A 15,111-nucleotide genomic window follows, 5' to 3' on the forward strand; every position below is an offset into this window, starting at 1 on the left:
GGAAGGCCGGCACCATGTCGTTTTCGATGATCAACTTTGTGTGCAGGTCGGTCAGCGTACCTTCCAGCCCATAACCGACCTCGATGCGCATCTTGCGGTCGTTCGGGGCAACCAGCAGCAGCACGCCGTTGTTTTCCTTCGCCTGGCCGAGCTTCCAGAAGCGGAACAGCCGGTTGGCGTAAGGCTCGATCTCCTCGCCGTCGAGGCTCGGGATCGTCGCGACGACGATCTGGTCGGAGCCTTTTGTCTCGAAGTCGGCGAGCTTCCGCGTCAGCGCCGCCTTGGTCGCGGCATCGATGACGCCGGCATTGTCGACGACACGGCCGGTTAGTGCCGGAAGATCGGCGGCGATGGCGAGTGGCAGGAAGAGGAAGCTGAGAATGACAGCCAAGAATGTCAGGCTGGCGTTTCTTGGCACCCCCCTCTGTCCTGCCGGACATCTCCCCCGCAAGGGGGGAGATTGGCTGTCTTCACTGACGGCTCTTTTCCTGTGATGTTGAAAATTGGCCAATCCGCCAAAGCAGCCGATCTCCCCCCTTGCGGGGGAGATGTCCGGCAGGACAGAGGGGGGTGTGAAGGAACACAAGGTCGACAATGACCAAGCTCACCATGCGTCCTTCACCCGCCCTGCTTCGTGCCGAAATCGACCTTCGGCGGCTGCATCTTGTCTTCGGCGACGGTGAAATTGGCAAAGGGCTCGTTGCCGCGGAACCAGAAGGTCGCCCACAGCACCGAGGGGAAGGTCCTCAGCGTCAGATTGTAGTCCCTGACCGCCTGGATGTAGTCGCGCCGCGACACGGCGATGCGGTTTTCGGTGCCTTCGAGCTGGGCTTGCAGCGCCAGGAAATTCTGGTTGGCCTTGAGGTCGGGATAGGCTTCCGAGACCGCGATCAGCCGCGACAGCGCGCTGGTCAGCCCCGCCTGGGCATCCTGAAACTTCTTGAGGGCTTCGGGATCCTTCAGCGTTTCCGGTGTTACCGTGATCTGCGTTGCCTTGGCGCGTGCCTCGACCACCGCGTCGAGCGTATCCTTTTCGTGCGAGGCATAACCCTTCACCGTCTCGACCAGGTTGGGGATGAGGTCGGCGCGGCGCTGATACTGGTTCAGCACCTCGCTCCATGCCGCCCTGGCGTTTTCTTCCGCTGTGGGGATGGTGTTGTAGCCGCAGCCGGCAAGCAGCGGCAGCACGATCGCCATCATCAGGAAGGCGGACAGCGTGCGGAACGTGGACGGCGAGGCAAGGCGCTGGGCAAACATGATGGGGTCCCTCGGTAGAAGTTGCACGCGAAGCATTACCACAATCAGCGCGCAAGAAAACCGCCCGCGCCGGCAGCCTCTCACCTGGCACGCCCGATGCCGCTGCAAGGCTCTGTGATTGGCCGTGCGAACGCGATAAGGTCCGCAAAACGGGACATCATCATGGCGCAGCGCCAGGACAGCGAGAAGGAATCGCGCCGTATCCTCGAGCGCATTGCGCACGAGACGGATCCGGCCGGCAACTCGTTTGTATCGCGGGCCGCGAAAGGCATGCACGATCATGTCACGGCGGCCGATATCGATCGTGCCGATCCGATCGAAGTCTGGGGCACCCGCTTTGGCCGCACGCTCGGCCTCCTGCTGGCGCTGGGCCTGATGGTCTGGCTCGTGCTTTACGTCATCCGGGGCAGTTAGGAATCAAACGACAATGAGCGCCGAACAAATCGACGCGCCGCGTGCGGTCATCGTCATTTCCAGCCATGTCGCGCGCGGCTCGGTCGGCAACCGTGCCGCAGTCTTTGCGCTGGAGACCCTGGGTTTCCCGGTCTGGGCGGTGCCGACCGTCATCCTGCCCTGGCATCCCGGCCATGGCCGGGCAACGCGCATCGTGCCGCCGCTCGACCAGTTCAAGGCGCTGATGGCCGATCTCGAGCGGGCGCCATGGCTGGGTGAGGTCGGCGCCGTGTTGTCCGGCTATCTCGGCGAGGCCGGCCAGGCCGAGGCCGTCGCTTCGCTGGTCGCCGCGGTGAAAGCAAGGACGCCCGGCGCCGTCTATATCTGCGATCCGGTGATGGGTGATTCGGGCGGCCTCTATGTGCCCGAGCCCACCGCCATAGCCATGCGCGACCGGCTGATGCCGATCGCCGACATAGCCACCCCCAACCGCTACGAACTGGAATGGATGGCCGGCGCCGCGTTGCCCGACCTGAAATCGGTGATCGCGGCCGCACTCCACGCCGGGCCATCGACCATGCTGGTCACCTCGGCGCCGTCGATGATGACGGGCGGCACCGGCAATCTGCTGCTCGATAGCAGCCAGGCGCTGCTCGCCGAACATCGCCTGATCGACAAGCCGCCGAATGGCCTGGGCGATCTGACGGCGGCCGTCTATCTGGCACGTATCCTGTCCGGCCAGCCGCCGATCAAGGCGCTGCAATCGACGACGGCGGCGGTCTACGAGATCCTGGCGCGCACCGCCAAGCGCGGCGGCGACGAACTGCAGCTCGAAACCGATGCGCAGAGCCTGTCGCATCCGATGGCGATGGTCCAGCTTCGCCACCTCACACATCCGGGGCGGGGCCGCCGGGCGTGACGTCGACTGAGGCCGTGCTTGTCGGCGTCGACGGCTGCAAGGCCGGCTGGATCGCCGTCCGGCGCGCTTCTGGCATGGCACCGTCGGTCGGTGTCTTTGCAACCTTCACTGCCCTGCTCGCATCGCTTCCCACAGATACTGTCATCGCTGTCGACATGCCGATCGGCCTGCCCGAGTTTTCGGGCAAGGGCGGTCGCGGCCCCGAAGCGCTGGTGCGGCCGCTGCTCGGGGCACGCCAATCCAGCGTCTTCTCGATCCCCTCCCGCGCCGCGCTCTATGCCGACACCAACGGCTTCACCACCATCGAAGCCTGGTATGCCGCGCACATCAGGGCAAGCGAGGTGGCTATGACCACATCCGACCCGCCGCGTGGCGTCTCGATCCAGGCCTTCGGCATTTTTGCCAAGATTCGCGAGATCGACGCCCTGCTGATCGCGCGACCCGATTTGCGCGGCCGCGTCTACGAATCACATCCGGAAGTCGCTTTCTGCCGCTTGAACGGCGATCAGGCCATGCAACTGCCGAAGAAGATCAAGGGCAGCATCAATCCGGCCGGCATGACGGAACGCAAGGCTCTGCTTTGCCGGCATGGCTATGAGACGGGCTTTCTCGACCAGCCGCCACCGCGCGGCGCAGCCGCCGATGATTTCCTCGACGCGGCCGCAATGATGCTGATCGCCGGTCGCATCGCCAGCGGCGAGGCACGGCCGCTGCCCGACCAGCCGGGCCGCGACAGCTTTGGCATTCCTGTCGCCATCTGGGCGTAACGCTGTTGGCCAAGGTTGCGCTCGATGCATGGCATTTCTAGCCAGCCCTCATAATTCTGCATTGCTCGCGACCGGCTTTTGCCGCTAGAGCCTCTCTAGACCGCAACGAGCTGCCGCATCCAACCCGGAAAGGCTCCAGACGCCGCCCATGTCCCATCTCCCTGAACATCTTCTCGCCGGCTACCGCAATTTCATGAATGGCCGCTATCTCACAGAGAGCGGGCGCTATCGCGATCTCGCTCGGGAAGGCCAGGCGCCGGAGACGATGATCGTCGCCTGCTGCGATTCGCGTTCGGCGCCCGAGGCGATCTTCGACGCCGGGCCCGGCGAACTCTTCGTGCTGCGCAATGTCGGTAATCTGGTGCCGCCCTATGCTCCCGACGGCGAGTTCCACTCGACCTCGGCGGCGCTTGAATTCGCCGTGCAGAGCCTCAAGGTCAAGAACATCGTCGTCATGGGCCATGGCCGCTGTGGCGGCATCCGTGCCGCGCTCGACAGCAATTCCGCGCCGCTTTCGCCGGGCGACTTCATCGGCAAGTGGATGAGCCTGATCGCGCCGGCGGCCGAAACCGTCTCCTCCAGCACCTTCATGACCGCGTCGGAGCGCCAGACCGCGCTGGAGCGCATCTCGATCCGCTATTCCATCGCCAACCTCAGAACCTTTCCCTGCGTCTCGATTCTCGAGGGCAAGGGGCGACTGTCGCTGCATGGGGCCTGGTTCGATATCTCGACCGGCGAACTCTGGACGATGAACAAGGAGACCGGCGATTTCGAACGGCCGGAGCTGGGATGAACACAGCGGCGCGCAAGGTGGTGAACATCAGGTCGATCGTTTTGACGGCGGCCGCGCTGCTGGTAGCGATTGCCGCCCGCGCCGATGATCGTGCCCTCATCAGCCGCTGGTATTCGGCGCTGCTGGTCGCCGACCGCACCGAACTGTCCGACCTGCTCGCCGACGATGTCCACATCAAGCTGGACGACCTCGGCATCGTGCAAAGCAAGCAGGAATTCATCGCTTCGATCGACGAGTGGAAAGGTGCGGTTGCCGGTGCGGCAATCCGGCACAGGGTCGAGAAAAGCGAAGGCGGCGTCACCACGGTGGTCGCCTGCTACGATTTCCCCAACAACGACATGCTGATGCACGAAACCTTCGCGGTAAGCGACAACCGCATCACCGCCAGTTCGCAAGCCACGATCGCCGAGAACTGCGACGGCTTCTGAGGCCGATATCGGCCAAATCCGCATATTGCGGGCCCGCCAGCCGCGCCCTACATCGGGTACCATCCACCTGCCTGCCCTCACCAGCGAAAGACTGTCCATGCCTTCCACGAAAGCCGTCGACCTCGCCGCCCATCCGCTGACCGCGTGGCAAGGGCCGCTCGGCCTGCCCGATTTCACGCGCATTGGTGACGGCGACTTCTCCCCGGTCTTCGACGCGGCGCTGAAGGCGCACGAGGCCGAGATCGAGGCGATCGCCGGCTGCAAGGATGCGCCGACCATCGAGAACACGCTTGCCGCGCTGGAACTCGGCGGCGAAGCGCTCGACCGCGTCTCGTCGATCTTCTGGTGCCGCGCCGGCGCCTACACCAACGAGACGATCCAGGCGCTGGAGCGCGACATCTCGCCGAAAATGTCCAGGCATTTCTCGGCGATTTCGATGAATGAGCGGCTGTTTGCCCGCATCGACGATCTCTACCAGCGCCGCGAGAGCCTGAAGCTCGACGCAGAGACCCTGCGGGTGCTGGAAAAGACCTGGAAGGGCTTCGTCCGTTCCGGCGCCAAGCTCGATGCCCACGGCAAGAAACGGCTGGCAAGCATCAGCGAGGAATTGTCCTCGCTCGGCACGGCTTTCGGCCAGAATGTTCTGGCCGACGAGCGCGACTGGGCGCTGTTTCTCGATGAAGCCGACCTTATCGGCCTGCCGGATTTCGTGAAAAGCTCCATGGCCGAGGCCGCCGAAATGCGTGGCCAGAAGGGCCGCTATGCCGTCACCCTGTCGCGCTCGAGCTACGAGCCGTTCTCGACCTTCTCCGAACGCCGCGATCTGCGCGAGATCGCCTTCCGCGCCTTCACCATGCGTGGCCAGAATGGCGGCGCCACCGACAATACGAACGTGGTGCGCGACATGCTGCGCCTGCGCGCCGAGAAGGCAAAGCTGCTCGGCTACGCCTCCTTCGCCGCGCTGAAGCTCGATGACACCATGGCCAAGACGCCGAAGGCCGTGCACGCGCTGCTCGATCCGGTGTGGGAAAAAGCGCTTGAGAAGGCAGCAAGCGACCAGATCGAATTGCAACGGTTGGCGACGGAGGCCGGCAGCAACGAAAAATTCGCTGCCTGGGACTGGCGTTTCTACCAGGAGAAACTGCGCGCGGAAAAATTCGCCTTCGACGAGGCGGAACTGAAGCCCTATTTGCAGCTCGACCGCATCATCGACGCTTGCTTCGATGTAGCGACACGGTTGTTCGGCATCACCTTCGAAGAGAAAAAGGGCATCGCGGCCTGGCATCCGGATGCCCGCGTCTTCGTGGTGAAGAATGCCGATGGCAGCGAGCGCGGCCTGTTCCTGGCCGACTATTTCGCGCGGCCGTCAAAGCGCTCCGGCGCCTGGATGAGCGCGCTGCAATCCGGCTATAGGCTCGGCCACGGCTCGAAGCCGGTGATCTACAACATCATGAACTTCGCCAAGCCGCCGGTGGGCGAGCCGGCTCTGCTGTCGGTCGATGAGGCCAAAACGCTGTTCCACGAGTTCGGCCATGCGCTGCACGGCATGCTGACCGACGTCACCTGGCCGTCGGTAGCGGGCACCTCGGTCAGCCGCGATTTCGTCGAATTGCCCTCGCAACTTTATGAGCATTGGCTGACCGTGCCGGCGGTGCTGGAAAAACATGCGCTGCACGTCAAGACCGGCAAGCCGATGCCCAAGGCGCTGCTCGACAAGATGCTGGCCGCGCGGACTTTTGGCGCCGGCTTTGCAACAGTAGAGTTCACCGCCTCCGCCTTGATGGACATGGCCTATCACGCGCGGGCGGACGCGCCTGAAGCGCCGCTTCGTTTCGAAGCCGACACGCTTGCAAACCTGCATATGCCGGACACTATAGCCATGCGTCACCGCACCCCGCATTTCGGCCATGTCTTTTCCGGCGAAGGCTATTCGGCCGGCTACTATTCCTACATGTGGTCGGAAGTGCTCGACGCCGATGCCTTCGCTGCCTTCGAAGAAACCGGAGACCCCTTCAACCCGGCGCTCGCCGAGCGGCTGCGCAAGAACATCTACGCCGCCGGCGGTTCGAAGGATCCGGAGGAGCTTTACACGGCGTTTCGCGGCAAGATGCCGTCGCCGGAAGCGATGATGGTCAAGCGCGGGCTGGTATAGCACCGAATAATCTCCCCCCTCGAGGGGGAGATGGCCGCGAAGCGGCCAGAGGGGGTCGGTCCGACCGGGCTCGACCTCCCGCGGCAGAAGAAGGTTGGCGCTTCACGAGAGACGACCCCCTCTGTCGCCTTCGGCGACATCTCCCCCTCAAGGGGGGAGATTACCAGCATCCTTCCAAGGGTCAGCCACCCTTGGCCACACCGGCCGCGTCAGCTTCTTGTAATCGGTCACCGCCGGATTGCTGGGATACGAACTTGGCGCCGAGACATAGATGATCTCGGCGGCGATCGGCTCGAAGCCGGCGTAGAAATGGTTGGTCGACTTGATCAGCAACACGTCCTTGGCCAGCGGATCGACGCCGATGTTGGAAAAGATATCCGGCTCGAAGGTCTGCGTGCGATTGGTGTTGAGGATGATGTCGACCTCGGTGCCTTCGAGGCGGACCAGCGCCGTCGGCCCGAGCGTCACCCGGCTTGGCCCGAAACTCTGCCAACCCTCCGCAACCGCCTTCAGCACGCGCACGCGCGCGTCGATCGGCTCGCCGGCCTGCGGACCGGCCTTGCCGCCGAAGCGCAGATCGATGACCGCGCCTTCGCCCGCCGCCAGGCAGAAGGTGACCGCGATCGGGTCCCAGATCGTCGCCACGGCGAACCTGTCCAAGCCCCGCGCCAGCATCTGGCGCAGCACGAAGGTGCCGTCGCCGGGAACGCCGCCGCCGGGATTGTCCCAGATGTCGGCGATGACCACCGGCTTGCCCGGATTCTTGCCGCGCACGGCCAACGCTCGGTCGATGCCGTCGGTGGCGCTCAGCATCGTCATCGCCGTCTTTTCCCGCAGCGCATAGAGTTCCCGCCCGAGCCGTGCCGCCAGCGCGTCGCCCTTGGCCTTGTCATTGTCGGTGACGACCAGGATGCGCGTGCCCATCTCGGCCACGTCGGCCGCCATGAAGCCGTGGATGACGGAGACCGACAGCACGCCGTCCTTGCCGTGCAGCGCCTTGATCCGGTCGACGAAAGATCGCATCGGCTCGCGGCTGGTCGGCAGCACCTGGATCATGCGGCAATCGAAGGTCGAGATGACCGGCTTGATCTCGCCCCTCGCCGCCGCAAGCCCAAGCTCGACGACGTGTTCGCCGCGCTCATAGAAATCGGTGTGCGGAAATTCGAGGAAGTAGGCGAGGATGTCGGAGGCCGCCACGCGCTTCGGTGTCAGATGGCTGTGCGGATCGAGTTCCACGGCGATCACCACCTCCGGCCCGACCATTGCGCGAACCCGCTCGAGCAGGTCGCCTTCGCAGTCGTCATAGCCTTGCGCCACCATGGCGCCATGCAGGCCGAGGATGACAGCCTCGACCGGCAGCGCTGCCTCGAGCTGGCCAAGGATCTCGTCGCGCAACGCCTCATAGGTCTGCCGTTGCACCAGACCGCCGGGCTCCGCCCAGGTGGCGGTGCCCTCGATGACATCAAGGCCTTCGGCCGCTGCCCGCCGGCGCAGCGCCACCATCGGCGAGGAGCACAGCGTCGGCGTGTCCGGATGTTTGCCGGGCCCGGCATAGAAGGCCATCTCGAACGAGGCCCTATCGGTCGGCACCGGCGAGAAGGTGTTGGTTTCCGTCGCCAGCGAGGCGGTGAAGATGCGCATGAAAGCTCCGTAGAAAGATAGCGGCTACTTGACCGCTCCGAGCGCCAGCCCGCGAACGAGATAACGCTGTAGCCAGATGAACAGGATGGCCACCGGCAAGGTCGCCAGCAGCGTGGCGGCCATGACGTGATGCCATTCGATGGTGTAGCGGCCGGCGACCAGCGAGAACACCTGGATCGGCAGCGTGTAGCTTTCCTGGCTGCGCAACATGGTGAGCGCCACGACGAATTCGTTCCAGGCATTGATGAAGGTGAAGATCGCCGTCACCGCGATCGCCGGCAGGCAGAGCGGCAGGAACACCTTGCGCAAGGTCAGCCAGCGGCCGGCGCCTTCCATCCAGGCCGCCTCCTCGAGATCGCGCGGAATGGTGTCGAAATAGCTCTGCAGCATCCACACCGTGAAGGCGACGTTGAAGGCCATGTAGATGAAGCCGAGCGCCGTCGTGCTCTCGACCAGGCCCCAGGCCGCCATCAGCCGGAACAGGCCAAGCACCAGCACGATCGGCGAGATCATCTGCGAAATCAGCAGGAACTGGCGCAAGGCGCCGTAGCCGGCAAAGCGGAAGCGCGACATCGCATAGGCCGCCGGAACCGAGATCAGGATGGCGCCGACTGTGGCGATCACAGACACATAGAGCGAATTGAGCAACGCCTGGCCAAAGCCGGTCGCCACCCACATGTCGGAGAAGTTGGACCAGCGGAATTCGCTCGGCCACCAGGTCGGCGACAGCACTTCCTGCCTCGGCTTGACCGCGGTCAGAAACATCACCGCGAAGGGAAATAGCGTCACCACGATCAGCGGCGCCAGCAGCAGCCAGGCGATGATGGAGCGCTTCAGCTTGCCCGTCATGAGCCGATTTGTCATGTGCGTTGCTCCCGCATTGCCAGCCGCACATAGATCATGGTGAAGACCAGCAATATGGCGAACATCACCAGCGACACCGCCGATGCCTCACCCAGTTTGCCGATGCGGAAGGCCAGCTTGTAGAGATGGGTGACCAGGATGTCGGTCGAGTTGGCCGGCCCGCCTTGCGTCATCACCCAGATGATCGGGAAGGAATTGAAGACATAGATGGTGTTGAGCACGATGGCGATGTTGATGAACGGTTTCAGGAGCGGAAAGGTGATCTCGCGGAACTGCTGCAGCGGCGTCGCTCCTTCGAGCGCCGCCGCCTCGTAGAGGTCGTCCGGGATCGACGACAAGCCGCCGAGGAAGATCGTCGTCGTGAACGGCACCGTCACCAGGATGCCGATCAGAACCTGCATCGGAAAAGCGGTCTCCGCGCTCGCCAGCCACTGGATGTTATGGTCGATGAGGCCGAGGCCGATCAGCGCCGAATTCAGCATGCCGCTTTCGCCACTCAGCGCCCAGCGCCAGACCACCGCGGTCATGGTCAGCGACACCGCCCAGGGCAGCATGATGATGACGCGAGCGATGCCGCGGCCATAGAAATCGGTGTTGAGGATCATCGCCACCGGGATCGACAAGAGAAGCGCGCCGCCGACCACCATCACCGTCCATTGGCCGGTGCGCCAGAGCGCGGCCGTGAAATCGGGATCGGCAGCGAGTGCCGCGAAATTGGCGAAGTCGTTGAAGTCGCGAAGCTGGCCGAAGCGGCTGACCTCATGCGTCGAGATCTGGATCAGGTCCCAGACCGGCCAGAAGATGACCACCGCCGCCAGAAACAGGCTGGGCAAGGTCAGGAGATAGGGCAAGAAGCGATTTTGCATCGGCTGGCTTTGTACCGTGTTGCGGGTGGAGATTGGATTGCGCTGGCTTAAGAGATTGACTTAACCCGCCTCGTTCTTCTCAAGGCACCGCTTCAGGATTCCTTGTAACCGTCGGCGCGCCCCTCACCTGCCTGCCCGTCCTCCGCAGCAGTTGCGGAAAGGGGTCCTTCCTCTCCCCCGTCGATCGGGGGAGAGGTGTCGAGCGAAGCTCGACGGAGTGGGGGTCGACCTTTAGACGCAAGGCGAGGCTTATGCTTGCGCCTAGTGCCCTTCCTATGTCCGTACGCGGCGGTTGCCAGGTGGTTCCCCCACTCCGTCTCGGCTTCGCCGAGCCACCTCTCCCCCCTCCGGAGGGAGAGGAAAGGAACCTGGCTGGGGTGGCGCTGACATCGACGAACTGTCCTTCTGCTCAAGTCTGCAAGATGTGGCGCGCCCGCCTGAGCGGAGCGCGCCACGGGCGCAGGGAGATACGCCCTATTTCTTCAGCACGGCCCCTATTTCTTCAGCACGGTGTTGGCCTTCGCCGCCGCTTCCTTCAAGCCCGCCTCGGGGTCGCCGCCGAGATAGATCTTCTGCATGGCGTCCGACGTGATCTGGGCGACCTCCTCCCAGCCCGGAATGACCGGCGCGAAGCGGGCGTCGGGCAGGAGCGCGGTGAACGCCGCCAGATCGGCATTGTTGACGTAGTAGTCCATCTTGGCCTCTTCCTTGTTCACCGGCAGGAAGCCTTCGCCTTGCGTGAACTTGGCGCGCTGCTCCGTGGTGAACAGGAAATCGAGCAGCTTCCAGGCTTCGTCCTTGTTCTTGGAGTTCTTGAACATGATGATGGAATCGGTCACGCCATAAGTGCCGCGCGCGCCGGTCGGTCCAGCGGGAATGGCCGCCACACCGTATTTCAGATTCGGCGCCTCGTCCTTGATCTGGTTGGACAGGAACGGTGCGGTGATCATCATTCCGACCTTGCCCTGCTTGAACAGGTTCTGCACGTCCTCGCGGTTGTTGGAGGTGACGCCGGGTTCGGTCAGGCCTTCGTCGATCATCGACTTGTAGAGCTTGGCGGCTTCAAGCGCACCTGGCGTGCTCAGGCCCGAAGTGCCGTCCTTGTTGAGGATCTCGGTGCCCTGCGACCACATCGCATAATAGTAATAGACGTCGGTCTCGATCTCCTTGCCCTGCAGGCCAAAGCCGAACGTGCCCGACCCCAGCGCCTTGATCTTGCGCGCATCTTCCTGCAGCTCGGTCCAGGTTGCCGGCGGCTTTGCGATACCGGCTTTCTCGAACAGCTCCTTGTTGTAGTACATGGCGCGCGCCGAGGCCGCGATCGGCAGGCCGTAGGTCGTGCCGTCCATGATCGAGGGCGACAGGAAGGTATCGATGAAGCGGTCCTTGAAGTCGGGCTTGATGTAGCCGTCGAGCGGTTCGGCGACATCCTGCTGGACGAAGTCGATCAGCCAGCGCGTGCCGATGATCGACAGATCGGCATTGGTGCCGGCGGTGATGTCGGTGGTCAGCTTCTGCAGCAGCACATCCCACGGCACCACTTCGAACTTGACGGTGATGCCGGGGTTCGCCGCCTCGAATTCCTTCTTGACGTCGGCGAAATAGGGAGCAGTCTTGGCGCTGTACTCGGCCACGGTGACCCGCACCTCGCCCGCATCCGCCTGCGCCGCAATTGCCAGCATGCTCATTCCGGCCATCAGGCCGACAGTCCATTTTGCAAGGCTCATTTGATCTCTCCCATTTGATTTTGCGCCTGCGCGCCTCTTCGTTGCCGGAGCAGAAGATTATGTGACTTTCCTACATTATCGATGATTTGAAGGCTTGCAAGAAGATTATCCTGTTGCTTAATTACATTTACAGGCCTAGGCCTTATGCGATCTGTCAGAACTCCCGGAGGATGACGCACGGTGGTTTCGCAATCCGAGTTCGAAGGCAGGGCCGAGTTCGAAGGCAGGGCCAAGTTCGAAGGCAGGACCGAGTTCGAGGGCAAGACTGTCGTGGTGACGGGTGCTGGCGGCGGCCTCGGCACGGCCATTGTGGCGCTGATGGCGCAAAGGGGCGCCCGGGTCGTTGGCTGCGATCAGTCAAGCGAGGCGCTGAACAGTCCGCACCTTGCCTCCCGCCATGTCTTCGATCTTCTCGACAAGGCATCGATAGCGACGGCGGTCGCCGCGATCCTCGACCGGGATGGCGTGCCCGACATTCTCGTCAACAATGCCGGCTGGACGCGCGCCGAGACGATTTCGGCGCTCGATCCCGACAGAATAGAGCAGGAACTCGACCTCAACCTGACCGGCGTGATGAATTTCGCCGATCCACTGGTCAAGGCGATGGCTAGCCGCGGCTCGGGCAGCGTCGTCTTCATCTCCTCTGTCAACGCCATCGCGCATTTCGGCAATCCGGCCTATGCCGCGGCCAAGGCCGGCATCAACGCCTATGCCAAGGCGATCGCCGTCGAGCTCGGCCGCAGCGGCCTGCGCGCCAATGTCGTCTGCCCGGGATCGATCCGGACCGCCGCCTGGGACCACCGCCTTGCCAAGGATCCCGAAATCCTCGGCAAATTGCAGCGGCTCTATCCGCTCGGCCGCATCGTCAACGCTGCGGAAGTCGCGGAAGCCGTCGCCTTCCTTGCGTCCGATCGCGCATCGGGAATAACAGGCGTGGTGATGCCCGTGGACGCGGGACTGACCGCCGGCTGCCTGCCCTTCATCGACGACATATTGGGAGCGTGAGCATGACCGACGTCGAGTTCCGCGACCTGTCGAAATCCTTCGGGCAGCACAAGATCCTCGAGAACATCAGCCTCGATATCAAGAGCGGCGAGTTCGTCGTCCTGGTCGGCCCGTCCGGCTGCGGCAAGTCGACCTTGCTGCGCATGCTGGCCGGCCTGGAGACGATCACCTCCGGCGACCTGTTGATCGGCGGCGTGCGCGCCAACGCGCTGCCGCCGCAGCAGCGCAACATTGCCATGGTGTTCCAGTCCTATGCGCTGTTCCCGCATCTGAAGGCGTCGGACAATATCGGCTTTGGTCCGAAGATACGCGGCGAGGCGCGCACCGTGGTCGACGAGAAGGTCAAGAAGGCGTCCGGCGTCCTCAATCTCTTCTCCTATCTCGACCGCTACCCCCGCCAGCTGTCGGGCGGCCAGCGTCAGCGCGTCGCCATGGGCCGCGCCATCGTGCGCGAGCCGTCGGTGTTCCTGTTCGACGAGCCCTTGTCCAACCTCGACGCGCAACTGCGCGTGCAGATGCGCGTCGAGATCAAGGCGCTGCACCAGCGGCTGAAATCGACGATCGTCTATGTCACCCACGACCAGATCGAAGCCATGACCATGGCCGACCGCATCGTCGTGATGGACCGGGGCAGGATCCAGCAGGTCGGGGCGCCGCTGGAGCTCTATGACCACCCGGCCAACAAGTTCGTCGCCTCCTTCCTCGGCTCACCGTCGATGAGCTTTGTGTCGGGTTCGCTCAAGACATCATCTGAGAAAAGCTGGTTCGAGTCGGCCGGTGGCGGGCGGCTTGCGCTTGCCGGCAAACAGGTGCCGGCGGGCAGTGCGGTGGAGGCCGGCATCCGGCCCGAACATTTTGTCATCGGCGAGGCTGTCGACGCGATGGCGATCAGGGTGGATGTCGTCGAGCCCACCGGCTCCGAAACCCATGTCTACGGCGCTATCGGTGCTGATACGGTACGTGCCGTGTTCCGTGACAGGGTGCCGGTCAGGCCGGGAGACCTGCTCCCGGTCTCGGTCGATCCCGGCAACATCCATCTGTTCGACAAGGCGACGGGGCTGCCTCTATGAAAATAGCAGCATGAAGACGCCGGCCGACATCATCACGCGCCTGCAGCTGATGTCGCAGGACGGAACGAAGTCGGATCGCAAGCTGGCCGGCTTCGTCTTGGCAGACCTCGATTTCGTCTCCAAGGCAGCGATCTCGGAAATTGCCGCCCGCGTCGGCGTCAGTGAGCCAACGGTGACGCGGTTCTGCCGCAATCTCGGCTGCGAGGGCCTGCGCGACTTCAAGTTCTATCTGGCGCAGGCCATCGCCATCGGCGGCCAGTATCTGTCGCCGGAACCGTTGAGCCGCGATGCCCGCGAACAGCGCATCGCTTCCGCCATCACCGAAGCGGCGATATCGGCCATCCAGCGCGCCAGCGAAAACCTCGACATGACGACGCTGGTCGCCGTCGCCGCACGCATCGCTGTTTCCGGTAATGTGCTGTGCATCGGCTCCGGTGGCATTTCGTCCATGATGGCGACCGAAATGCAGAACCGGCTGTTCAGGCTTGGCGTGTCGGTGCTGGCGCAGATCGACGGACAGTTGCAACGCATGTACGCCGCCGTCGCCACCCCTGACACCACGCTGATCGCCTTCTCTGTCTCCGGCTATGCGCGATCGGTCATCGATGCGGTGCAGGTCGCCCAGCAATATGGCGCCACCACGATCGCCATCACCCCGCCGGACTCCGCACTCGCCAAGGTCGCCGACACGGTCATCCATTTCCAGTCGCTCGAGGACGGCAATATCTACAAGCCGACATCGTCGCGCTATGCGCTGCTGTCGATCGTCGACATGATCGTCACCTCGGTCGCCGAGACGCGCGGACCAAGGGTTCTGGAAAATCTGCGCCGCATCAAGCAGAGCGTGAACACGTTGAAAGTCGACGATCCGCGTTTGCCATTGGGCGATTGAACCCTCCGGCAAGGACATCAGGACTGATGGCCGAGCGCCTCGATGCTATTCGCCAACGTCGCCGGATCGCCTTCAATGCGCACGGTCTTCAGCCGCGCGGTGCCGCCGGCGACAACCGAGACAGCGGACCCGGGCACGCCCAGAGCCTTGGCCAGCAGCTTTTCGAGCGCATGATTGGCGTCGCCGTTTTCCGGTACGGCGCGGACGCGCGCTTTCAGATGGCTTCGCCCGTCCGCCGTGGCCTCGAAGCCTTCGAGCCTGTCCAGCGCAGCCTTTGGCGTCAGCCGGACAAACAACTCGGCGCCGTTTTCGCGCAGGCGAAACGGCGTGCTCATAA

Annotated in this window: 16 protein-coding genes; 9 read left to right on the forward strand and 7 right to left on the reverse strand. The window is 63.6% G+C overall.

Translation table 11 applies throughout. From position 1 onward, the window contains the following. Together EOA19_RS15410 and EOA19_RS15420 are read right to left on the reverse strand one after the other, a co-directional pair. Window positions 1-418, reverse strand: a 418-nt coding sequence (locus tag EOA19_RS15410) for a YgcG family protein (protein ID WP_206638045.1), incomplete at its 3' end; no start/stop codon positions are given. Window positions 419-618: 200 nt separating this feature from the next. Beyond that, a complete protein-coding gene (locus tag EOA19_RS15420; protein WP_128304086.1) occupies window positions 619-1,257 on the reverse strand; it encodes a LemA family protein in 639 nt (212 codons plus the stop codon). A 162-nt stretch (window positions 1,258-1,419) separates the two neighbouring features. Here EOA19_RS15420 and EOA19_RS15425 point away from each other — a divergent pair, with 162 nt between their 5' ends. From EOA19_RS15425 to EOA19_RS15450, 6 genes are all read left to right on the forward strand, one after another. Next, entirely contained in the window at window positions 1,420-1,671 is a 252-nt protein-coding gene (locus tag EOA19_RS15425; RefSeq protein WP_128304087.1) for a hypothetical protein, read from the forward strand. A gap of 13 nt (window positions 1,672-1,684) precedes the next feature. After that, complete coding sequence (gene pdxY, locus EOA19_RS15430; protein ID WP_128304088.1) at window positions 1,685-2,569, forward strand: pyridoxal kinase PdxY; 885 nt, start codon at window positions 1,685-1,687, stop codon at window positions 2,567-2,569. After that, window positions 2,566-3,336: a DUF429 domain-containing protein gene (locus EOA19_RS15435; RefSeq protein WP_128304089.1), complete on the forward strand. Its 771-nt coding sequence runs from the start codon at window positions 2,566-2,568 to the stop codon at window positions 3,334-3,336. The genes pdxY and EOA19_RS15435 overlap by 4 nt, the downstream gene beginning before the upstream one ends. 148 nt (window positions 3,337-3,484) lie before the next feature. Then, the gene (locus EOA19_RS15440) at window positions 3,485-4,129 is read left to right on the forward strand and encodes a carbonic anhydrase (RefSeq protein WP_027037320.1); all 645 of its coding nucleotides are present in this window, start codon (window positions 3,485-3,487) and stop codon (window positions 4,127-4,129) included. Next, complete coding sequence (locus EOA19_RS15445; protein ID WP_128304090.1) at window positions 4,126-4,557, forward strand: nuclear transport factor 2 family protein; 432 nt, start codon at window positions 4,126-4,128, stop codon at window positions 4,555-4,557. Before EOA19_RS15440 ends, EOA19_RS15445 begins: the two co-directional genes overlap by 4 nt. 97 nt (window positions 4,558-4,654) lie before the next feature. Further along, on the forward strand, window positions 4,655-6,709 hold the full coding sequence (locus tag EOA19_RS15450) for a M3 family metallopeptidase (RefSeq protein ID WP_128304091.1): 2,055 nt from the start codon (window positions 4,655-4,657) through the stop codon (window positions 6,707-6,709). 147 nt (window positions 6,710-6,856) lie between these two features. Here EOA19_RS15450 and EOA19_RS15455 read toward each other — a convergent pair whose 3' ends face one another. The 4 genes from EOA19_RS15455 to EOA19_RS15475 all read right to left on the reverse strand — a co-directional run bounded on the left by EOA19_RS15455 (window position 6,857) and on the right by EOA19_RS15475 (window position 11,807). Further along, entirely contained in the window at window positions 6,857-8,350 is a 1,494-nt protein-coding gene (locus tag EOA19_RS15455; protein WP_128304092.1) for a M81 family metallopeptidase, read from the reverse strand. Between the two features lie 24 nt (window positions 8,351-8,374). Next, complete coding sequence (locus EOA19_RS15460) at window positions 8,375-9,199, reverse strand: carbohydrate ABC transporter permease (RefSeq protein ID WP_128304144.1); 825 nt, start codon at window positions 9,197-9,199, stop codon at window positions 8,375-8,377. An 11-nt stretch (window positions 9,200-9,210) separates the two neighbouring features. Next, window positions 9,211-10,080, reverse strand: a complete 870-nt coding sequence (locus EOA19_RS15465; RefSeq protein WP_023811708.1) for a sugar ABC transporter permease — start codon at window positions 10,078-10,080, stop codon at window positions 9,211-9,213. A 494-nt stretch (window positions 10,081-10,574) separates the two neighbouring features. Further along, window positions 10,575-11,807, reverse strand: coding sequence for a sugar ABC transporter substrate-binding protein (locus tag EOA19_RS15475; RefSeq protein WP_128304093.1), 1,233 nt, complete (start codon window positions 11,805-11,807; stop codon window positions 10,575-10,577). Between the two features lie 270 nt (window positions 11,808-12,077). Here EOA19_RS15475 and EOA19_RS15480 point away from each other — a divergent pair, with 270 nt between their 5' ends. Genes EOA19_RS15480 through EOA19_RS15490 form a run of 3 tightly spaced genes read left to right on the forward strand, consistent with a single transcriptional unit; the run spans window position 12,078 to window position 14,774 of the window. Continuing rightward, window positions 12,078-12,812 (forward strand): SDR family oxidoreductase, encoded by a 735-nt coding sequence (locus EOA19_RS15480; protein WP_128304145.1) that lies wholly within the window; start codon window positions 12,078-12,080, stop codon window positions 12,810-12,812. A gap of 2 nt (window positions 12,813-12,814) precedes the next feature. Next, window positions 12,815-13,882 carry a sn-glycerol-3-phosphate ABC transporter ATP-binding protein UgpC gene (gene ugpC / locus EOA19_RS15485; protein WP_128304094.1) on the forward strand — a complete coding sequence of 356 codons (1,068 nt, stop codon included), beginning with the start codon at window positions 12,815-12,817 and terminating at the stop codon, window positions 13,880-13,882. A 10-nt stretch (window positions 13,883-13,892) separates the two neighbouring features. Next, complete coding sequence (locus EOA19_RS15490; RefSeq protein WP_013528979.1) at window positions 13,893-14,774, forward strand: MurR/RpiR family transcriptional regulator; 882 nt, start codon at window positions 13,893-13,895, stop codon at window positions 14,772-14,774. Window positions 14,775-14,791: 17 nt separating this feature from the next. Here the strand turns inward: EOA19_RS15490 and EOA19_RS15495 are convergent, their stop codons facing one another. Next, window positions 14,792-15,109 (reverse strand): DUF167 family protein, encoded by a 318-nt coding sequence (locus EOA19_RS15495; protein WP_128304095.1) that lies wholly within the window; start codon window positions 15,107-15,109, stop codon window positions 14,792-14,794. Window positions 15,110-15,111: the final 2 nt, after the last annotated feature.

It is taken from the genome of Mesorhizobium sp. M7A.F.Ca.US.010.02.1.1, from assembly GCF_004023085.1.
Taxonomy (GTDB): Bacteria; Pseudomonadota; Alphaproteobacteria; order Rhizobiales; family Rhizobiaceae; genus Mesorhizobium.